22 protein-coding genes are annotated in these 20,846 nt (G+C 40.0%); 13 read left to right on the top strand and 9 right to left on the bottom strand.

Annotation, left to right across the window (positions count from 1 at the left end; genetic code table 11):
- Positions 1-34: 34 nt before the first annotated feature.
- The gene (cobA, locus tag AC0KUU_RS14535; RefSeq protein ID WP_340597837.1) at positions 35-805 is read left to right on the top strand and encodes a uroporphyrinogen-III C-methyltransferase; all 771 of its coding nucleotides are present in this window, start codon (positions 35-37) and stop codon (positions 803-805) included.
- A gap of 24 nt (positions 806-829) precedes the next feature.
- Positions 830-1,666: a formate/nitrite transporter family protein gene (locus AC0KUU_RS14530; protein ID WP_340597835.1), complete on the top strand. Its 837-nt coding sequence runs from the start codon at positions 830-832 to the stop codon at positions 1,664-1,666.
- Between the two features lie 216 nt (positions 1,667-1,882).
- On the opposite strand, the gene AC0KUU_RS14525 is transcribed toward AC0KUU_RS14530, so the two are convergent.
- Positions 1,883-2,209 carry a cyclic-phosphate processing receiver domain-containing protein gene (locus AC0KUU_RS14525; RefSeq protein ID WP_025749520.1) on the bottom strand — a complete coding sequence of 109 codons (327 nt, stop codon included), beginning with the start codon at positions 2,207-2,209 and terminating at the stop codon, positions 1,883-1,885.
- A 454-nt stretch (positions 2,210-2,663) separates the two neighbouring features.
- Here AC0KUU_RS14525 and AC0KUU_RS14520 point away from each other — a divergent pair, with 454 nt between their 5' ends.
- The 7 genes from AC0KUU_RS14520 (at position 2,664) to AC0KUU_RS14490 (ending at position 9,359) form a co-directional block, all read left to right on the top strand.
- Entirely contained in the window at positions 2,664-3,641 is a 978-nt protein-coding gene (locus tag AC0KUU_RS14520) for a carbohydrate kinase family protein (protein WP_340597833.1), read from the top strand.
- Positions 3,642-4,096: 455 nt separating this feature from the next.
- A complete protein-coding gene (locus tag AC0KUU_RS14515) occupies positions 4,097-4,960 on the top strand; it encodes a GRP family sugar transporter (RefSeq protein ID WP_013055866.1) in 864 nt (287 codons plus the stop codon).
- Positions 4,961-5,223: 263 nt separating this feature from the next.
- Positions 5,224-5,682 (top strand): VOC family protein, encoded by a 459-nt coding sequence (locus tag AC0KUU_RS14510; protein ID WP_340597830.1) that lies wholly within the window; start codon positions 5,224-5,226, stop codon positions 5,680-5,682.
- A 100-nt stretch (positions 5,683-5,782) separates the two neighbouring features.
- A complete protein-coding gene (locus AC0KUU_RS14505) occupies positions 5,783-6,037 on the top strand; it encodes a hypothetical protein (RefSeq protein WP_473452474.1) in 255 nt (84 codons plus the stop codon).
- A gap of 48 nt (positions 6,038-6,085) precedes the next feature.
- The gene (locus AC0KUU_RS14500; RefSeq protein WP_340597828.1) at positions 6,086-7,219 is read left to right on the top strand and encodes a DUF2087 domain-containing protein; all 1,134 of its coding nucleotides are present in this window, start codon (positions 6,086-6,088) and stop codon (positions 7,217-7,219) included.
- Positions 7,220-7,281: 62 nt separating this feature from the next.
- Positions 7,282-8,604 (top strand): MATE family efflux transporter, encoded by a 1,323-nt coding sequence (locus AC0KUU_RS14495; RefSeq protein WP_237074788.1) that lies wholly within the window; start codon positions 7,282-7,284, stop codon positions 8,602-8,604.
- A 110-nt stretch (positions 8,605-8,714) separates the two neighbouring features.
- The gene (locus AC0KUU_RS14490; protein ID WP_162213804.1) at positions 8,715-9,359 is read left to right on the top strand and encodes a cupin domain-containing protein; all 645 of its coding nucleotides are present in this window, start codon (positions 8,715-8,717) and stop codon (positions 9,357-9,359) included.
- A gap of 49 nt (positions 9,360-9,408) precedes the next feature.
- On the opposite strand, the gene AC0KUU_RS14485 is transcribed toward AC0KUU_RS14490, so the two are convergent.
- Positions 9,409-10,239: an LCP family glycopolymer transferase gene (locus tag AC0KUU_RS14485; protein ID WP_237074645.1), complete on the bottom strand. Its 831-nt coding sequence runs from the start codon at positions 10,237-10,239 to the stop codon at positions 9,409-9,411.
- A gap of 76 nt (positions 10,240-10,315) precedes the next feature.
- Entirely contained in the window at positions 10,316-10,687 is a 372-nt protein-coding gene (locus tag AC0KUU_RS14480; RefSeq protein WP_028407825.1) for a PilZ domain-containing protein, read from the bottom strand.
- A gap of 549 nt (positions 10,688-11,236) precedes the next feature.
- Here AC0KUU_RS14480 and corA point away from each other — a divergent pair.
- Positions 11,237-12,208: a magnesium/cobalt transporter CorA gene (gene corA / locus AC0KUU_RS14475; protein ID WP_013055874.1), complete on the top strand. Its 972-nt coding sequence runs from the start codon at positions 11,237-11,239 to the stop codon at positions 12,206-12,208.
- Positions 12,209-12,247: 39 nt separating this feature from the next.
- Here the strand turns inward: corA and AC0KUU_RS14470 are convergent, their stop codons facing one another.
- Complete coding sequence (locus tag AC0KUU_RS14470) at positions 12,248-15,439, bottom strand: S8 family peptidase (protein WP_340597823.1); 3,192 nt, start codon at positions 15,437-15,439, stop codon at positions 12,248-12,250.
- Positions 15,440-15,893: 454 nt separating this feature from the next.
- On the opposite strand from AC0KUU_RS14470, the gene AC0KUU_RS14465 reads away from it, so the two are divergent.
- The 3 genes from AC0KUU_RS14465 (at position 15,894) to AC0KUU_RS14455 (ending at position 17,283) form a co-directional block, all read left to right on the top strand.
- Entirely contained in the window at positions 15,894-16,403 is a 510-nt protein-coding gene (locus AC0KUU_RS14465) for an SUKH-4 family immunity protein (protein ID WP_237074789.1), read from the top strand.
- 141 nt (positions 16,404-16,544) lie between these two features.
- Complete coding sequence (locus tag AC0KUU_RS14460; protein ID WP_221782262.1) at positions 16,545-16,823, top strand: YesK family protein; 279 nt, start codon at positions 16,545-16,547, stop codon at positions 16,821-16,823.
- 1 nt (position 16,824) lies between these two features.
- The gene (locus AC0KUU_RS14455; RefSeq protein WP_340597819.1) at positions 16,825-17,283 is read left to right on the top strand and encodes a GNAT family N-acetyltransferase; all 459 of its coding nucleotides are present in this window, start codon (positions 16,825-16,827) and stop codon (positions 17,281-17,283) included.
- 76 nt (positions 17,284-17,359) lie between these two features.
- Here the strand turns inward: AC0KUU_RS14455 and AC0KUU_RS14450 are convergent, their stop codons facing one another.
- The 5 genes from AC0KUU_RS14450 to nagB all read right to left on the bottom strand — a co-directional run bounded on the left by AC0KUU_RS14450 (position 17,360) and on the right by nagB (position 20,844).
- Positions 17,360-17,539, bottom strand: a complete 180-nt coding sequence (locus AC0KUU_RS14450) for a hypothetical protein (RefSeq protein ID WP_473452467.1) — start codon at positions 17,537-17,539, stop codon at positions 17,360-17,362.
- Between the two features lie 97 nt (positions 17,540-17,636).
- Positions 17,637-18,149, bottom strand: a complete 513-nt coding sequence (locus AC0KUU_RS14445) for a DUF6241 domain-containing protein (RefSeq protein ID WP_340597815.1) — start codon at positions 18,147-18,149, stop codon at positions 17,637-17,639.
- 352 nt (positions 18,150-18,501) lie between these two features.
- Positions 18,502-19,227 carry an SIS domain-containing protein gene (locus tag AC0KUU_RS14440; protein WP_043979773.1) on the bottom strand — a complete coding sequence of 242 codons (726 nt, stop codon included), beginning with the start codon at positions 19,225-19,227 and terminating at the stop codon, positions 18,502-18,504.
- 15 nt (positions 19,228-19,242) lie between these two features.
- Entirely contained in the window at positions 19,243-19,968 is a 726-nt protein-coding gene (locus tag AC0KUU_RS14435; protein ID WP_025749507.1) for a GntR family transcriptional regulator, read from the bottom strand.
- Between the two features lie 144 nt (positions 19,969-20,112).
- On the bottom strand, positions 20,113-20,844 hold the full coding sequence (gene nagB / locus AC0KUU_RS14430; RefSeq protein ID WP_162213811.1) for a glucosamine-6-phosphate deaminase: 732 nt from the start codon (positions 20,842-20,844) through the stop codon (positions 20,113-20,115).
- Between the last annotated feature and the right edge of the window lie 2 nt (positions 20,845-20,846).

Genomic DNA, 20,846 nt, shown 5'->3' with positions numbered 1-20,846 from the left:
TTCAAGGGAACACATTAAAAGGAGCGAAGCAAAAATGAGAACAGGAAAAGTGTACATTGTAGGAGCCGGACCAGGAGATCCAGATTTACTAACCATAAAAGCAGCCAAATGTTTAGAAAAAGCAGATGTTATTTTATACGACCGATTAGTGAACCCTGTTCTTCTTCAGTATGCAAAAGAAGGAGCGGAACTCGTCTACTGCGGGAAAAAGCCTGGTGATCACTGCGTTTCTCAAGAGGATATTCATGATTTGCTTGTATTCTACGCAAGAAAAGGAAACACCGTCGTGCGGTTAAAAGGCGGAGATCCGTTTATTTTCGGAAGAGGCGGTGAAGAAGCAGAAGTGCTCGCTCAGCATAGAATTCCATTTGAAATCGTTCCGGGTATTACAGCGGGCATCGCGGCACCTGCTTATGCTGGAATTCCTGTGACGCACCGTGAGCTGAGCCGTTCGTTTGCCGTTGTGACGGGACACTGTTTGAGCGGCAAGCCGGAAAGTATTCGCTGGGAGCACTTAGCAAAAGGAGTTGATACGCTTGCGATTTATATGGGCGTTAAAAACTTGCCGTATATTTGCCGTCAGCTTTTAGACGCCGGAAAAAGCGCGGATACGCCCGTCGCGCTTATTGAACAAGGTACGTCTATTTATCAGCGCACGGTTACAGGGACGCTTGGCACAATTGTAGACACGGCTGCTAAACAGCAAGTCAGCAATCCCGCGATGATTGTGATTGGTGAAGTGGTGAAGCAAGCTTCTGCTCTTTCTTGGTTTTTGGAAAAAACAGAAGAAAAAGTATGCGTCTAAGATGAATAAAAGGAGGAAACACTTTTGTTTAAGAATTCACTGCAGTCAATGAATGAGTTAGCACGCGAAAAAACGAAGCTTGTGAATGAGCATTTGCCGAGTTATTTGCTGTTAGCTGTGCTAGCGGGTGCTTACGTAGGACTTGGCGTTATATTAGCTCTATCGGTAGGAGCACCTTTGGCCTCTGCTTCTTTACCGGTCGTTTCTCTTGTGATGGGGTTATCTTTTGCTGTTGCTCTCCTGCTTGTCGTATTTGCAGGAGCTGAATTGTTTACGGGGAATCATATGGTTTATACAGTCAGTACGCTATCGGGAGTCACGACATGGAAAGATACGTTCAAAAACTGGACGTGGTGTTTTATCGGAAATGCGATAGGTGCGTTTGGGCTTTGCTTGTTAATTACCGGAACCGGTTTGTTTAAAGGAATTGAACCGAATCATTTACTTATGACGCTGGCAGCTAAAAAAATGAATTTGCCGGTCAGTGAATTGTTTTTTCGCGGCATCCTTTGCAACTGGCTTGTTTGTCTGGCAATTTGGACGGCTGCGCGCACTAAAAGCGATGCGGCAAAGATCATGCTTATTTTTTGGATGCTGTTTGCATTTGTTGCTTCAGGATACGAGCACAGCGTGGCAAATATGACGTTTCTTGGTCTAGCTTTATTGCTTCCGCATCCTGATGCGATTTCGGCTGCTGGGCTATTTCATAATTTAATTCCCGTTACACTCGGAAACATCGTAGGGGGAGGACTGTTTGTGGGAAGCATTTACTGGTTCATGAACGCTAGGCAGCTGAAAGAAAACGCAAAACAGCCGGCTGCTCTCTCAGCTGACTTGAATTCTGCTAAACTGTCTAAATAGCAAAAAAACCGCTCTTTGTACCATATAGTCTGCTTTTTAAAGCTAGCATTACGGTATTTTAGAGCGGTTTCTTCTATATAATATAAACTGCTTAAAGCGTATTCACATCTATACGTATTGAACAAGCAGTATTGTTCTTCATTTTATAGAAACAGGATGTCTGTGAGAATTGAATCGGACAGATTCTGTTGAAATGAATGTGTGAGGGTGCAGGTATCATCGAAGAGGCAGAGGGCATCTTAGAATTTTAATGTTGTTTGGCATTTTATGCTCTTTTTGAGCGTCCTTAAAGCAGTTGTACATTGCTTTGCTGCCTGAATGATTAGCGGAGTGAATCGTAATTCGATCGGCATATAAATGATGCTTTACCATAAAATGCACGAGCATTAATCCATTCCGTGTCTTACTCAGTAAATCGTGATCGAGTGATAAATGTTCAACATCGAATGATCTTAGCAGATCAATACATTCATCAATCGTTTCGGCTAAAACATGACCGTCAGGGCATTTGCGATAGTCGTCTAGAAAAACATTGATTTTCATGACTGATTCTCCCTTCCTTGCCTTGTATTTAGTGTAACATACATAATGTCATATACCTACCTAAGTCTATTCGACACATTTTAAGCCATTCCTTCTTAAATAGGGGTAAAAACGCGAATTTTTATCATTATTTGCATATTCACGGCGAATAAACAGGAAATAAGAGAAGAGATGTCGAACGAAAAATGAATAAATAAACAGTTTAAACTGGAAATTAACTTTTTTTATTCCGCGACCTTTGTGTAAGAAAGTCATTTCAACCTCAGGTTTGATAAGGGATGGAACGGAATTAACCAATAAAACATTGTGAGAAAAAAACGATAATTTGTGATTTTTTTAAAATAAATTGGAAATTTCTCTTTACGAAAAAGATGTTTGGGACGTATAATTTGATTTAAGGATTTTTTGGAACATAGTATGACAATATGACAAAAAGAAAAGTAAGGTGAATAGAATGGGTAAGTTATTTAGTATCGGTGAAGTATTAATTGATATGATTCCAGCTCAAAAAGGTCTTCAATTGAAAGAAGTGGAATCGTTTACGCGTGTGCCAGGCGGAGCGCCGGCAAACGTTGCAGCAGTTGTTGCTACATACGGTAATGAGTCAGCGCTTATTACAAAAGTTGGAGAAGATTCGTTTGGAGACTTTCTAGTAGATACGCTTCGTGAAGTAGGAGTAGGTACTGGTATGGTCTATCGTACAGAAGAAGCAAACACAGCTTTAGCTTTCGTTTCCCTGCGTGAAGACGGAGAAAGAGATTTCAGCTTCTATCGTAATCCTTCAGCAGATTTATTGCTAACTGAAGACGAAATTAACTCTGATTGGTTTGCAAGCAACGATGTTCTTCATTTCTGTTCGGTTGATTTAGTTGAAAGTCCTATGAAATACGCTCATATGAAAGCGATTAAAAGCATGAAAGAAAAAGGCGGCGTTATCAGCTTTGATCCAAATGTACGTCTTCCGCTGTGGAAAGATCATGAGCTATGCCGTCAAACGATTTTAGAATTTATTCCACAAGCGCACATTGTTAAAATTTCAGACGATGAGCTATCGTTTATCACAGGCATTGAAGATGAACAGCAAGCGATTCAGTCTCTATTTACAGGTGATGTTCAAGTAGTTGTGTTCACAAAAGGTGCAGAAGGCGCAACGCTTTATACAAAACAAGCTGTCTATGAATCAAACGGTTACAAAGTAGCAGTTGTTGATACAACAGGTGCAGGAGATGCGTTTATTGGCGGATTCCTTTATCAGCTATTAAGCCGCGATGTGTCACAAGAAAACTTAACGGCTATTCTTGATTCTGACCACGATGCTATTTTACGTTTTGCAAATGCAAGCGGTGCCTTAACGACAACTGGAAAAGGTGCGATCAGCTCAATTCCAGCCAAAGAAGTAGTAGAGCAATTTTGCAAGCCTGTAGCTAACTAAAATGAAAAGGCTTTATCTCTTCTTATTTTCAATCAGCAGAGGCGCTAGTTTCTGCTGATTGCAGATCACATAAGAGGGAGAAGCGAGCTGCAGAGCAAGAAGAAAAAATTTTTTTCTGTTTTTTAAAAATAATCAAAAAAATTTCTAGCTAAATAATAAATGTTCGTGTTAGTATAATACGAGCAGCAAGAAATAGCAGTTTTACCACCATTTATGAAAACGTTATATATTTTTATCGATGTAGAAAATTTAATAGGATCAAAAAGCGATCCTATTAAATTTTCTAGACCTATGCGTCTGTTGCCCCCCTTGCGGGGTAGGCAGCAGACGCATAGGTGAACCTTTGGGGGAATATTCAAGGGGGAACAAGCGTGTAGCCCTTGATAAAAGAAAAGCAGCAGGTCGTTACATACGATGTACATAGATTAGAAATAGGAAAGTAGGTTAAGAGAAAGATGGATATTTTGCTAGGTGTTCTTCCTTCCGTTGCGTGGGGAAGCATGATTTTAGTTAGTATGAAGATGGGCGGTGGACCTTACAGTCAAACGCTGGGAACAATTATTGGAGCTTTGATTCTTTCATTTGTTCAGTTTATGATTGTGCAGCCGGTTTTAACGCCAACGCTCGTTATTGTCGGAATTGTTTCAGGTTTGTTCTGGTCAGTAGGTCAAAGCAATCAGTTTAAAAGTGTTCCATACCTTGGGGTTTCAAAGTCAATGCCGATTTCAACGGGTATGCAATTAGTATCAACAGCTCTTTTTGGTGTTATTGTATTTAAAGAATGGTCAACGCTTCAAACGATTGTGCTTGGATCTATTGCGATTCTTTTAATACTAGCAGGCGTTGTGCTTTCTTCATTAGACGGTAAAAAAGAAGGGGCACAAGGGGCTCCGGGACAAACGAAAAAAGGAGTTATCACTCTTATCATTTCAAGTCTTGGATTCTTAGTTTACGTAGTTATCGCACGTATCTTCAACGTAGACGCATGGGCAGCTTTATTCCCACAAGCAATCGGTATGTTAATTGGCGGTTTAATCATTACATACAAACATAAGCCATTTAACAAATATACGATTCGTAATATCTTACCAGGTCTAATCTGGGCATCTGGAAACATGTTCTTATTCTTATCTCAATCAAGACTAGGCGTAGCAACAAGCTTTTCATTATCGCAAATGGGTATTGTTATTTCAATTTTTGGCGGTATTGTCTTCTTGGGAGAAAAGAAAACAAAGCGTCAATTATTCTATGTATCTCTTGCGAGTGTACTGATTATTTCAGGCGGTATCTGTATCGGCCTCGCAAAAGCACACGCTTAATTTATCGATGTAGAAAAACCCCCATGGCTAGAGTGCAGCCATGGGGGTTTTTCTGGAACTAAGGTTTTGAGGCTACCCCGCAAGGCGTGGCCTCAAAACCTTAGTCAAAGTCAAAATCAAAACCTTAGTGCTGTTAGGAATTTCAGGTCTGCATGTTTGTGTTGGGGATTCTCGGTCTTAAGTATGGTTATTTTTCATTCTTTGTTAGGAAGCCGTTTGGTGTGAAATGGCTTATAGTAGTAGAAAAGGATGGAGGGAAGGCTATGATTAAGAGTATTTATGAGACGCATGTGCAGGTGCGGAATTTGGAGAATTCGATTGAGTTTTATAGACGTCTTGGGCTGACGTTTGTTCATAAAATTGAAGAGAGGCGCTGTGCTTTTTTCTTTGTTGGGGAACAAAAGCAGATGCTTGGACTTTGGGAAACCGATGAAAAAGAGTTGAAAAGAAGTCATTTTGCTTTTGGTATTGAAGCAGCGGATATTCATGAAGCGTTAACGTGGCTGCGTTCAAAAGGTATTGAACCGGAAGAGACGTCGTTTGGGAATCCGCAAACAGAACCGATTGTTCATACGTGGATGCCAGCGGCCTGCGTGTATTTTAATGACCCTGACGGTAACAGTTTGGAGTTAATTACACTTTTAGATGATAAGCCCGTTATATCTAAGGATTTTCCTTATTTAAGTGAATGGAATAAAGAGACCGGAACGAAATTATTTTAGCCTAAGTGAAAAACGAACCATTGATCAACGTGTTTGATTCGTGGTTCGTTTTTTTTGTTATGGTTAACGTAGGTTTCATGTATGTAGGTCTTTCTAGCAGTTGATTGGAGGGCAAGGCGAAGACTCCTGCGGGAAAAGCGGAAGGGGTGAGACCCCGCAGGAGCGCAAGCGACGAGGAGGCTCACCGGCCGCCCGCGGAAAGCGAAGCCTTGCACGGAAATCAACTGCGGTGTCAAGCGATCTGTGTGAGCTCATGTATCCCATTTGTTCGTATTTAGGTTGGGTTCATTTCGTTATAATTCAACCTTTTTTTGTGTATCATAAACATAAGTTTGACATAATAATAAACATATAATATATTTGTTTATAAATTAATAAACAAATAAGAAAGGTGTCTATTTATATGGTAAACGATTTGTTTTGGGAATCATCTTTTGAAGATATGAAGAAAGGGTACGGGGAAAGCGGAGATTACTACCACTGCTTACTGTGCGGTGAAAGCATTGAAAAAGGCATTATTTATCCGGTGGAAGGTGTTTTTTATGAAGCAAAACGCTATATGAAGCTTCATGTGGAACAGCAGCACGGGTCTGTATTCCATCATTTAATAGGGCTAGATAAAGAGGTAACGGGTCTGTCTGATCATCAAAAAAATTTAGTGAAGTTTTTTAAGGAAGGAAAAAGCGACAGCGATATTCAAAAAGAAATGGGAATTGGCAGTTCATCGACCATTCGAAATCACCGCTTTACGTTAAAGAAAAAAGAGCGTCAGGCAAAAGTGTTTTTAACGCTGATGGAACTGTTAAACGACGGGCAAGAAGAGAAGACGGCACCCGTAACAAATACGGCGCCTAGAAGAAGTCAGCGCTACAGCGTCAGTGATGAAGAGCGTGAAAAAATTTTAGCGAAGAATTTTCCGCAAGGCTTGAACGGACCTCTTCGCACCTTTCACTTGCAAGAAAAACACCGTCTTGTTGTTCTTGAAGAATTAAGCGGACATTTTGATTTTGGTAGCACGTATACCGAAAAAGAAGTGAACGATATGTTAACACCTTTTTATGATGACTACGCCGTGCTGCGTCGCTATTTAATTGAGTACGGTTTCTTAGAGCGCAGCGCAGACGGAAGCAGCTACTGGAGAAAAGGAGAGACAGGGATGAATATGGACTCAAAAGACTATAAAAAGCAAATGAAGCAGCTAGCGAAAGAAGTAAAAACAGAAGGCGGCGTGTATCAAATAAAAAACCTTCAAAACGATAAGATTTACATTGGCTCTACGCCTAACATCAAAACGTTAAACGGCGTAAAGTTCACGTTAAAGACGAACACTCATCAAAATAAAGAGCTTCAAAACGAGTGGAATACGTACGGAGCGGATGCTTTTTCAATTGAGATGCTGGAAACGATTAAAAGAGAAGAAGAAAAAGCACTTTCAAAAAAGGATTTGCTGAAACTGGAAGCGAAATGGTTAGAGAAGCTGCAGCCTTACGGCGAAAAAGGCTATCATTCGCCGAAAGCTGATACAAAGGAGAAATAGGTGTGAAGAATCAAGATGTTAAAAGTGAAGCAGTGGAATCAGAAAAATCCGTCAGTAAGCTGATGCTTGTGTTTTTGATTCCGCTCATGTTAAGTAACGCCATGCAGTCAGTTGGGCAGCTGGCGGGAAGTATTATTGTCGGAAGAGCGCTTGGAGTTGATGCGTTAGCCGCTATTTCCGCTTTTTTTCCTCTGTTTTTTCTGCTCGTGTCGTTTTCGATTGGAATTGGTTCAGGAAGTTCCATTTTAATCGGGCAAGCGTACGGGGCACAAAACGAAAAACGAGTCAAAGAAATTATCGGTACCACGCTCACGTTTACCTTTTTAGTCGGAATTGTGCTTGCCGTTTTGGGAAGCATATTTGCTCCGGATATTCTTCGGATTATGGGAACGCCGGCTAATATTATTGACGTAACGGTTCACTATGCGCGCATTTTGTTTGTGGCAATTCCTGTTTTGTTTTTATACTTTGTTTATACGACGTTTATGCGCGGAACCGGAGACTCTAAAACGCCTTTTTATTTTTTAGTTGTGAGTACGGTCTTAAACATCAGTTTCCTGCCGATTTTAATTTTTGGATGGATCGGAGTGCCAAAGCTTGGAGTGTACGGCGCTGCGTATGCAACGGTGTTTTCAACTGTATTAACGTTCATTATTATGATTATCTATTTACGCAAGAAAAATCATCCGTTAAAGTTTGACTCATCTATTTCATTAAAAATGGACGGAACGCTTTTAAAGCTGCTTATGCGTTTAGGGATTCCAGCGAGTATCAATATGATTTTAGTTTCTCTTTCTGAAATTGCGGTTATTACGTTTGTAAATGGATTTGGCTCAGACGCTACAGCAGCGTACGGAGCGGTGAACCAAGTGGCAAGCTATGTACAAATGCCGGCAATCAGCTTAGGAATTGCGGTTTCTATTTTTGCGGCGCAGTCGATTGGCGCCAATAAATTTGAGCGTTTAAAAGAAGTTATCCGCTCTGGAATTATGCTGAATTACGTTATTGGCAGCGTATTGATTTTACTTATTTATCTCTTTTCCAATCAAATTTTAGCTCTGTTTTTAACAAGTCAGCATACGCTCCATATTGCCGAAGAGCTGTTAGTAATAACACTTTGGAGCTATTTGATTTTCGGTCATGCGCAAATTATTACCGCTACGATGCGAGCAAGCGGTACGGTGCTTTGGCCTACGGTATTTAGCATTATGGCTATTTGGTGTGTAGAAGTACCTGTAGCCTACGTGTTATCGCAGTTTACCTCTCTTGCGATTAAAGGGATTTGGATTGGATATCCAGCGGCGTTTGTGGTCAGCTTAATCCTGCAGTACAGCTATTATCAATTTGTATGGAAGAAAAAGAAAATTGAACGTCTTGTCGGATAAAAAACGAGTGGAAACGCTCGTTTTTTATTTTTCCTAATTAAAACACCCTTAGCTAAGAGTTTTAATAGGATAGTGCATATAACTTTTTGATGAAAAGAGGGTATGACACTATGAGTAAATCTGGATTTGTGCCGGATAATTCAAATATCAAAAAAAGCTCAGGAACGCCTAATCTGTCAGTGAATTATAAGCAAAATGTCCTGTTCAAACGAAACGATCAAAATATAGCGTATCAACTAACCTCAACTCAGCTGCCTGCAATGCTCGGAGGTGCTTTTGTTGATTTATATATGACGAAAGGGCATATGAGAGAACCGCACTGGCACCCAAACGCGTGGGAATTAGATATCGTCGTTTCAGGTGAAGTGCAGGTATCTATTTTAGACCCTGATACAAGCAGCATGCACAATTACCGAATAAAAGAAGGTGAAGTTGTGTTTATACCGATGGGCTGGTGGCATTGGATTGAGCCCTTATCGGAAGAAGCGCATCTTCATCTCTTTTTTAACAATGATCAATTTGAGTCTACAGAAGGATCCGACGTGCTGCGCTTAACGCCTCCGATCGTGTTTCAAAAAGCATACGGAGTAAGCGCAAGCGAAGTAGCAGAAGCCGTTGTTCCGATTACGGATACGGTTATCATTGGGCCGCCTAATGATCATTCTTTTTATCAAAAGAGCTATCTCAAAGATGAACGGGATGAAAGAATTGTGGTTAAAATAAATGAAAAAGTAGTGCCTGCTGAAGATAAGTAGCCTAAAAAACCATTGAGCCTATGGTCAATGGTTTTTTCGTGAGGCGTTTTTATAAAAACAGCTCCTTACGTTCTAAATGCTTATACAGCCGCGTTGTGACTTGTTTTTGATTCCATTCGTTTTGCGGAAACTGCTGCTTGTCTACGTGAGAAACGGCCGGTTTGTAGGTTTTTTGAATCCTTTTGATATCATTAAAGGTTGCATTGGTTTCAATGTGATCAGCGAGCGTAAATACAAGAGAATGCAGCTTTGCAACATTGGGAATCGTAGCTGCTTGGCTGAAAATGGCTTTCGCGACGGACAGCTGTCTTTCATGCGCAGTAAAGATGTCTTGCTCATTACGCTCCTTTAAAAAAACAAGTGCTTCTTCTCCGTTAAGGCGAATCGATCCTTTTGGAAAAACAATGTTGCTCTGTTCAAAAGCACGTTTGTTTGTGACGATAATGCCGCCTAATTTATTTACAGCATCGACGACTGACTGCTGATCCATTTTGACATAATAATCAACAGGAAGCTTTGCATACGTTTCGACGTTCTTTACGACAGCATTCATATTTCCTCGATGATAAATGGTTCGCAGTGTTTCATTGCCGAGCTGAGTTGACCCTGGCAAGTGGGTCATCTTTATTGATTCATGCTGTTTATTAACAGTCATATATACAAATGACGTATTTTGATGGTTCTCTTGAATTAAAAGCAGGGAAAACGGTTGCCCTTTTTTTAAATTGACGTGTGTTTTATTCCCATGCTCAAGCGGTACATACGTGTGATCAACGGCGGCTTTCACCGTATGATAGCCTGCAAATGTGATGCTGACAAAACTGACGAGTAAAAATAGTACGAGACCGCCAATCCACTCTTTTTTTGCTTTGCTGCTCATCGTCTCACCTTTTTCTATCGAAGTCGTTCGTAGTATTGCCATCTTAAAAGGGGAGTAAAACAAATGAGCGCTATTTTTATTGCTTATCTTGCTTTTTCTTGGCGTAGGTTTTGAGCTCTGTAATTAAGATTGCTTGTTCTTCCACATCGTTAAACGCTTCAATGCCATAAAGGTATTCGGTGTGCCGTTTTTCTTTCCACACGCAAAGCCCGGTAATATGAATAGGTTTTTCATTTAAATAAAAGCTAATTTTTAGCTGAATTTGATGGTTGAAAATAGGTAAATCAAGCGGTGTGATTATTTTGATTCCTTTTGGTGAAAGGTCGATAACGGACAAAGGACCTGGCTTAGAATCGATTTCTTTGTTGTCGTATTTAGCAATGGAAAACGTTCCAACAATGGGAGTCTCAAATAAAAAGCGAAACGGTTCTTCACGTTTAAAATGCATGTATTATCAGTCCTTTTCGTAATCTAAGTTTGTTAAGTAAGTATTCGATGAAAGTCCAAAAATTCCTACACGTTTTTTCCCATCACACATATAATGTTTATCGGTGTAGAATATCTACCATGACCAAAGACCGGCCGTGATAGATATTCTAGACCTAATCGTAGGGATCCCCCTTGAGGGGTTGAACGTCTATGATTAGGTGAACCTTTGCGGGAGGAATTCAAGCTTTATTAGTTATCGATTGCCGATTATAACTGCTTTTATAGTATCGGAAGTTTTGTTTGAAACTTTAAATGGTGAGGGAAAGGTTTTGAAAAAAGCGCTACGCTAGAGTTGGATTGTATGTTAAAATTAAACTTTGTGAAGTAGCTGTATTACAAGTCAGCGTTCCTTCAACTAATTAGGAGGTGAGATGAATGGGCACTGATGACCCCATTTCGATGAAGGTTACTGCAAAACAAGATAGGGGCAACAAAGGTGTATATGTTCCTCTCATTTCAGCGAAGGAAAATACTCCTTAATGCCTCAATGATGTGAGGTGAAAAATCAATGATTAAAACATACTTATATGATGATGAAACAAAAGAAATGGTAACGAATCTTGATTTAGGAGACGTGCATGAGAAATTGCGCAATCCTGATAATTTGCTGTGGATTGATTTGTATGATGTCCACGGACAAGAGCTTGCTCAAATTGCTAAATTATTCGATTTTCACCCATTGGCGATTGAAGACTGCTTACACGACAGTCCTCGCGCTAAAATGGATGATTACGAAGACTATAAATTTTTCGTTTTTCACGCGCTTCGCTATAACGAAGAAAGTGATGACGAGATTACGACGCTTGAGTTAAATGCCTTTGTCGGATCCAATTACGTAGTGACGATTCATAAACATAAAATGGGCTGGCTTCGCAAAATGGATGCTGTGTGCTCACGCTATCCAAAGTTTATGAACCGCGGCGCCGACTTTTTACTGTATGCTTTGATTGATGGCATCACGGACGAATACTTTCCGATTTTAGACCGAATTGACATGCGTATTGATGAGTTAGAAGATGAAATCTACAACAAAGAAGTCCGCGGAGTGACGGAAGAGTTCTTGGCTTTAAAAAGAACGATTATCTTAATCCGTCGCGTTATTCTGCCTCAGCGCCGAATTTTCTTAACGGTTAATGGAAAGTGGAAATTCGATATACGTGAGGAAAATGTTCCTTTCTACATTGACTTGCTTGACCACTTAGAGCGTATTGTAGACTCTGCTGAAACATTTAGAGACCTCGTAAACAGTGCACTTGATACGTACTATTCTATTACCAATGCAACTTCATCTGAAAAGCTGAACGTCTTAACGCTGATTTCAACGATTATGCTTCCGCTGACGTTCGTAACCGGATTTTTTGGGATGAACGTACCGATTCCATATCAAAATTCCCACTGGGCTACTGCTGTTATTATTGTTATGTTAATTGTGTTAACGTGGGGAATGTGGAAGTACTTTAAAAACAAACAGCTTTTATAACAAAAAGGCACTTGGCCATAAGCCAAGCGCCTTTTTTCTTTATTTTGTCACCGTTTTTGTTGTTGCTTTACTCGTATTGTTCGCTTTGTCTTTTGCAGTTACGCTTAAGACTGTTTTTTCTTTTTGCTTTTTAATTTTTACTGAGTATTGTCCTTTGCTGTTAGCAGCAGCAGAGCCAATGCTTTTTTTGTTTACTGTTACCGTTACGGTAGCATTTGCTTCTGCTTTACCTGTTACAGCCGTGCTTTTTGTTGTGACAGCATTGACGCTTGGTGCGGCAGGGGGAGTTTTATCGCTCACTTTTACAGTCGTAGCTTTACTTGTATTGTTGGCTGCGTCTGCTGCTGTTACGCTGATTGCTGTACCTGCTTTTTGTTTTTTAATCGTTATGCTGTACTGGCCTTTTGCATTGGCTTTTGCTTTGCCGATTTCTTTGTTGTTCACTTTCGCTACAACAGATGCATTTGCTTCAGCGGTTCCTTTAATAGCTGTATCCGCGTCGCTGACCGGATTCACTTTAGGTGCATTTGGAGCAATAACGTCACGCACCGTTACTTTTACTTCTTCACTTTCTTGTTTTTGGCTGTTTGTAGCCGTGATGTACAAGACTGTGTTTTCTTTTTGTTTTGGAATTTTTACTTTGAACGCGCCTTTTGCATCAGCTTTTGCTGAAGCAATCACTTTCTTAGCGCTGTTTTTAACATTTACCGTAAAATTCGCTTTAGACGTTCCTGTTACGTACTCATCTTTATTCGTTACCGCTTTTACCGCTGGTTTGGCAGGTGCTTTTTGAACAACTGCACGAATGCTTGTACTTGCTTTACCGTTTGTGACAACTACTTGTAAAACGGTATCAGCTTTTTGAGCTGGAATGTTCACAGAGAACGTATTTTTTGCATCAGCTTTAACTGTGCCAAGTGTTTTTGAGCCGTTCATTACTTTAACAGTTGAACCGCTTTGAGCTTTACCTGTAACAATTTTTTGCGTGCTGACAAATGTATTTACCTGCGCTTGCAGCTGCTGTGCACTTACTGCGCTGTACGCATTTAAACGTCCCCATCCTGATACGTAATCGTAGCCTGGAGCAGGGGGTTCTGCTGGACTTTCTTCATCATCGTATACAGGAGCATCTTTTTCATCAAATTTAATATCTTTAGCTGTATCCGTTAGACGTTTTTCAACGTCTTTTGGCTTTAAGCCTGGGTTTTGTGATAGCAATAATCCCGCAACGGCTGCCACGTGAGGTGTTGCCATTGATGTTCCGCTTAAATAAGTGACGTTTCCGTCTGGAACAAGACTTGGAATATCAGAGCCAGGAGCTGTAATATCTAATCCTTTTCCGTAGTTTGAGTAGTCAGATACGATATCTAAACGGTTTGATGCGCCTACTGAAATCGCATAGGCAGATGAAGCAGGGTAAGAGAGTTCTTCCATACCGTCGTTTCCACTTGCAGCTACAACCGTTACATTATGATCGTATGCGTATTTTAACGAATATTCAAGCACGCGGCTGTAAGATCCGCCAAGGCTTAAGTTAATGACTTTTGCACCGTGATCAACCGCGTATTTAATACCGTACGCAATTTGTTCTGTATCTCCGCTTCCAGATGCATCTAGAATTTTAACCGGTAAAATTTTTGCATGAGAATTAATGCCGGCCATTGAATAGTTATTGTTTGCAGAGGCTGCGATAATACCTGCTACGTGAGTTCCGTGTCCGTTGTCGTCTGTTGCATTTGACGAACGATCCACGTAGTTATAGCCTGTTTTTGTATCCACCACGCCTTTTAAATCAGCTAGTGATGAATCGACGCCCGTATCCGCAACGGCAATAACCGTATCTTTTAATTTTTGACCGTTTAGTAATTTTTCAAGCGATTCGTATTGAATATCGGCATGTTGCGTACCGTCATTTTTACCCGTATTGTTTAATGACCATTGATACGGATATTGTGAATCCATTGAAAGAGCGTGGTACTCTTGAACCGGCTCGATAAATTCAGTTTCAGGAAGTGCCTGAATTTGTTTTGCCGTCATTTTACCTTGAGCAGATGACGTGCTGAAACTTTTTGCATTGCTGTCATCTAATTGAATAACAAACATATTATCAAAAGAAGCAGCTGATTGTTTTAATGGATTAATAGATTCAATGCTTGCTGATTTTGACTGTGCTTTTGTTTTGAATGATTTAGCATTTGCACCATCTTTTAATTTAACAATATAGCGAGTTTCAGCTTTTGTTGAAACGCTGTTTGCGCTGACTAACTTAGCTCTTACTAATACAGACGATACGTTTAAGTCCGTTACGTCTTTTAATTTTGTCTGTGCTGCTACTTTTTCTAAGTCTTTCTTTAAAGCAGCCGGAACGGATTTATAAGCGATGCTGTATAAATCATTGATCGCTTTTTGATCAGCACTTGTAATCATATATGTGCTTGATGCGCCGTTTTTCGCCACATCTGTAAATAGACCCTTTAGCTGAACTAAATCTTTGTATACTTGTTCGCGCATCGATTTATCGATAATCATTTTAGAGCTGATAAACGGAGCGGCTTTGTAGTAAAGAGAAGAAAGGTCTTTTCCGCTTGCTGTTTTTGAAAGCACAGCGTCGCGAATCGTACGCAAATCTTTTAAAATACCTTTTCCGTTTTCTTTTTGGCTTGTACTTAATTCAGCCGGGCATTCTTCTTCCATCATTTGAGAAGGAGGAAGTGAAGCGCCTTCATAGCTGATTGTGTAAGGAACTTCTGTTTTTAATTCCGGCTGAGGTTCAGAAGGAGTTTGTCCACCTTCTTCGGTATCATCTTCAACAATAAGATCTCCATCTCCGTAATACTCAACTTTCACATAATAAGGGCCAGTCCAAGCGATTGGAAAATCAAGCTGAGCAGGCTCATCTTTGTAGGAGTATCCCATATAACGGTCAAATGCCACGTTGTTTTTGGCATTTTCAAGACTAGAGTAAACCGTGATGTTTACTTCATCATCACTTTGAAGCTTAATTCGGTAGTGTGAAAATTTTGCTACCTCTTGCTTAGAAGGATTAATTTTGTACCAATGTGTTTGTTCTGGTTCTGTAAATGTTCCTTTTGCTGCTTTACCAATGCTTAATGTTTTTTCATTAGCAGGTGGATTGCCTGCCGCTTGTGTTTTCAGTAAGCCTAATTGGCTAAAACACAAGGTAAACATTAAAGCAAAAGCAATAAAACGATAAATTGACCCTTTTTTCATGTTAAACCTCCAAAAAAATATAGTAAAAAACAGGAATTACATACCTATTAAACCATAAAGTTTAAAAAATTGTAAATAATTACTGTTTCTTATTTTAGTATTTTGTCAAGTTATTAATCTCGCATAAGAAATGGTGAGATAAGTCCTAGTTGCAAAAAGTAGAAAAAATTGGAATAATAAAGATTGAGCCTGTTTATAAGAGGCGAGAGTACGCTGAAAAGGGAAGAAGGGAATGAGAATTATTTTTCGAAGCAGAATTAACTGGAGAAAATCTGATCGGTTTCTTTTTACCTGTGTTTATAAAGAGGAAATCGGGCTATATAAATAAAGATTGGAAAAATTTTCAGTCTAATTAAGTTCATTTGTAGCATATAATACGAGCTGGATTTCTTTTATAATAAACAAAAGCAAAGAAAGAGCAAATGGTGAAAAGGAGTGAAAGAAGTTGTCAAATGTGATGCAACGACAGGAAAAACGAATGAAGTTTGATGCCGAACAGCTTGCACCCCTTGATATTGATAAAGAGACAAAGAAGTTGCTAACAGAAAAAGGATTGCCCAAAGAAGCTTCACCATTTCTAGAGTTCGTTTCATCCAAAGGGAAGCTAACAACATTATGCGAAACATTTGAGTTATCATCTCGCTACCAGCACTACTGGTTTTTAGGAACAACAGGCGCTGGAGATCCAATTTGTCTTCATCAAAAAAACGGTTCGGTTGTGCTGCTCGATACGTCCAACGATGACTGCGAGCGTTTCGTGAATACAACTTTTCCGCAGTTTTTAGCATGCTTAGATGTGTTTGAAGAGCTAGTAGAAGAAACGATTCAAGCTAACGGAGAATCTGCATACTTAGAGAGACACATTCCTGCTGAGGTGCTGCAGCGATGCAAAAAACGTATAAATGAAATTGATGAAGCTTGCTTAGCCCCTTATTCTTTTTGGTTCAAAGAACTTTCTTTTTAATATAGTAGAAAAATAGACATGGCCGTTTTGGTCATGTCTATTTAGTTGTGGCTGCAGGGCTATTAATATAGATAGAATAAATAAAAATGATAGTATATAATGGATATAAATTCCTTTTTTTGAAGAGGGAGGAGGGTGTAAATGATTTCTTTATTTGGATTAATGGGTGCTTTCTTTGTGCTGCTTGCTGGTGCGTCGTATTTCTTCTATAGAAAGAACTCGCCCGTCCAGTACGGAATTTCACTTAGCAGCATGCTAATAAGTATATTTCTATTTCTATATAGCATATTTGGAGTTGGTGGCTTTGAAGGAATGAGTCTTGGTGCTTTAGCGGCTGCTTTGTTTTTGGCGTCGGTTCTGAGCTTGTTCGTCAGTGTTCTTTTTAACATCATAAATAGACACGGGAAAGGTGCTGTGTGAAATGGGAGAAATAACCTTTAGAGAAGCAGTGCGGGAAGATTTAGATCAAATTGTTGGAATGCTCGCTGATGATATGCTCGGAAGCAAACGAGAACGCTACGAATTACCGCTTCCAGACTGTTATGTCCGAGCATTTCAGGCAATTGATGCGGATCCAAACAATGAACTGATTGTCGCATGTAAAGATAGTAAAGTAATAGGTGTTCAACAACTAACCTTTACACCTCATATTGCACGACAAGGCGGGTGGAGAGCCACGATTGAAGGAGTTCGAACCGCTTCATCACAGCGCGGAAAAGGGGTTGGCTATCAGCTGATTACATGGGCGATTGAACGAGCCAAAGAACGTAATTGTCAGTTAGTACAATTAACAACGGACAAGGAACGATCGGAGGCTTTGCGTTTCTATCAAAAGCTTGGATTCACAGCTTCTCATGAAGGATTAAAGCTCCATTTGTAATTCGCTGTTAATGGTTATGAACATAAAATAATGAGTACGATAGAAAGAGAAGAGGTTGAGACACAACGAAATTAAATCAATCTAAAGACGAACAAATGGGATACATGAGCTGAACCGCTTGTGACACCGCAGTTGATTTCCGTGCAAGACTTCGCTTTCCGCGGGCGGCCGCTGAGCCTCCTCGTCGCTTACGCTCCTGCGGGGTCTCACCTGTTCCGCTTTTCCCGCAGGAGTCTTCGTCTTGCTCTCTAATCAACTGCTAGAAGCAACTAAACAGATTAAATTTGCGTTCATCCTGCAACAAAAATACTTTTTTCTCAGCCGTTTTTTTGCATCTAGCTTACTGCAAGAAACTAACGGAAATTGTTTTTAATAAATGTTTTTTCATCCGATTCGCTGAGTCTGCCGGTTGCTTCTCCAATGTTGCCTCCTTGAAGGGTCCAAAAATAATTATGATCTTCTACTACCTTACTAAAATCATTATTCTCCCATCTATTTAAAATTTGAAGAAGCTGAGCTTTATGTTCAAATTCATTTATCTCTAATACATGTTTAACTTTTTGAATATTAGCCGAAGTCATTTCAACTGCGCCCCATTTATCAGGAGAATATACTTTTTGATGAGTCATTTTATGCATCGTTTCAATGACTGTTTCTTCACTTGTAGATTGATTCAGTTCAACTTCGGGCTCAGGCGTTCCTCCTATGTAAGAAACTTGCTCTTCTAATTGTTGGTCTTTTCCCTTACTTTCTTTAGCTGCTGGAAGGGCAGATTTAGTATGGAAAGCACTAATCAACCCAACACCTAATGCAATAATTACCGTACAGCAGGCTGCTATAAATGTCCAAAATAGGATCTTCTTCATAAAACGTTAGCTCCTCACTTCATAAAAAAATATGTATATATACCTAATTATGTATAAGTATAAACTTATTTGCTAGTATAGTAAATATAAGGTACTAGTATATTGCCATTTTAGTAGGTAGTGAGAATGACACGAAGTGGAGTAGCAGTACGGACAATTATTGTTTGACACTTAAAGTATAAAAGAGTATAATTGTGTTAAACATAGTAATTATGTCGGATAAGTAGGTTATGGTGCTGTGAACAAGACTTCTACTGATAAAGAGGAGATCTAGTCCAAATCGTACAGTCCGACTTTGATGAGATGCTTTCAAGCATCTTTTTTTTGTGCAAAAAAACAGCCGCAGGGGCTGTTATAGGGCAGTAATTCTTCCTTTGTAAGCATCAATCAACCGCTGGTTATGTTCATCTGAACCTTCCATGTTTCCGCTTAAAAAGACAGGAGGCGTGATGCCGCGGCTGAGCAGTTTTTGGATGGCTTTAGATAGGACATCATTTAAGATAGCGCCTCCAATTACAGTAGAACCAGAAGCGAAAGAAATATCTTGCTGATGAAGAAGAACGTCTCCTTTTGGAATGTGATTATTCATAACAAGATCTACGACATCATGAAGGTATTTTCCGCTTTTATGCCGCGAAGCCCGGCTCGTGGCATAAGAAGGAGAGGTAAGCCCGATAACAAAAGCGCCTTTTTCTTTTGCAATTAAGGCCACATCAATCGGAACGGGATTTACGCCCGACGTAGAAATCACAATCATGATATCGCCTGGTACGATATCTTCTTTTTCCATAAAAGTGGAGGCATAGTCGTTTTTACGCTCTAGCTGTGAAGAGCGCGAAGCTCCTTTATGAAGCATCAGTTCTTCTACAAAAATAGGATGAATCGGCGCAAGCCCTCCGGAACGGTAAAACACTTCTTCCGTTAAAATATGAGAATGACCGCACCCAAATAAATGAATGAGGTGATGAGAAGCTAGTTGCTGTGAGATTTTCTCCGCTGCGGATTCCATTGCCTGCTGTTCATGCATCTCTACTTTAGCAAGCAGTTTTGTTAGTTCCTGTAGATATAAACTAGACATAAAAAAACTCCTTAGTTAAGATCGTGTCATGTTAATCGTAAACTTATAGCGGTCTGCTCGGTACGAAGACTTTACCACTTCAAGCGGCGTGCCGTCTTGCAAATACGTATTTCTTTGAATTAATAGAACGGGTGAATATGAGCTGATTCCAAGATGTTTCACTTCGGTTTCAGAAGCTAAAATGGATTCTAACGTTTGATTGGCTTCGCCAATTTTTAGTCCGAGCTCTTCTTCAATATAGCGATAGAGAGAGTCATTAACAATGGATTCTGTTAAGCCTTTGACTAAGTTAGCGGATACATATACGCTTTCGAGCGCCATTGGCACGTCGTCAGCTAAACGAATACGCTTGATTTCATAAACAGGTGCATGAAGAGAAATGTGCAGCTGCTCGGCAATTTTTTCTGAAGCTGCAATAATTTCAAAGCTCAGCAGCTTACTGCTTGGCACCATTCCGCGCGCTTTCATATCTTCTGTAAAACTCGTTAATCCAACGAGCTGCTGCTCCAGTTTTTTTTCAGATACAAAGGTGCCGCGGCCTTTTTGACGATACAGATAACCGTCGTTTACTAAATTGTTAATCGCTTGGCGAACGGTCATTCTGCTGATTTCAAATCGTTCTGCAAACTCTCGTTCAGAAGGAAGCGAATCATTTGGTTTTAACTCTCCGTTTTCAATTTGTTTTTTCAACTGTTCTTCAATTTGATAATAAATCGGAAGAGGTGAGCTTTTATCAATCACTTAAGTTCTCTCCTTTATGTAAACCTCCTCATCTAAAAAAGACGAGGAGGTATGTTATCTATATATGCTCTAACTAATAGCGAGACACCTTTCTTTCATAAAGACGGATTGATTATAGCCGGGGCAGGCTGCTTGACTATTCTTTCAAAGGTTCACTTTAGCTAAAGCTTCTTGGTCCGCAATAATTGTAACACAGTGATGCTTCTTTAAAATAGAAGCAGGGAAGTTCTCTGTGATTTCTCCGTTAAGCAGCTGATACATCGCTTCTGCTTTGGCTTCCCCCGAGATAAGAAGTAAAATTTCTTTACTTTTCATAATCGATTCAATTCCCATTGTAATAGCCTGAGTAGGCACTTCGTCAAGAGAATTAAAGTAGCGCGCATTGGCTTTTCGCGTTGACTCTTCTAACGTCACAATATGAGTAGGAGAGTTGAATGACGTACCAGGTTCGTTAAAGCCAATATGTCCATTTTGGCCGATTCCAAGAATCTGAAGGTCAATGCCTCCGTGATTTTGAATCATTTCATCGTAGCGGCGGCATTCTTCTTGAGGCTTATCAGCTAGGCCGTTAGGAACGTGCGTGCTGCTTACGTCAATATCAATGTGATTAAATAACGCATCTGCCATATAATAGTGATAGCTGTTTGGATCTTGCGGCTTCATTCCGACATATTCATCTAAGTTAAAGGAAGTAACGTGTTTGTAAGACGTGCCGTGCTCTTTATGATCTTGAATTAAACGATCATATAATCCTTTCGGCGTGCCTCCCGTTGCAAGTCCCAGATTCATATTTGGCTTTTCATGAAGTTTGCTAATCAGCATATCAGCTGCTTTTGCACTCATTTCACTGTAGTTTTTCACTTGGATGATATTCATTG

Source organism: Priestia sp. ST2 (assembly GCF_055810735.1).
Note: the sequence above shows the minus strand (reverse complement) of the source record. Positions and strands in the feature narration are given on the sequence as shown.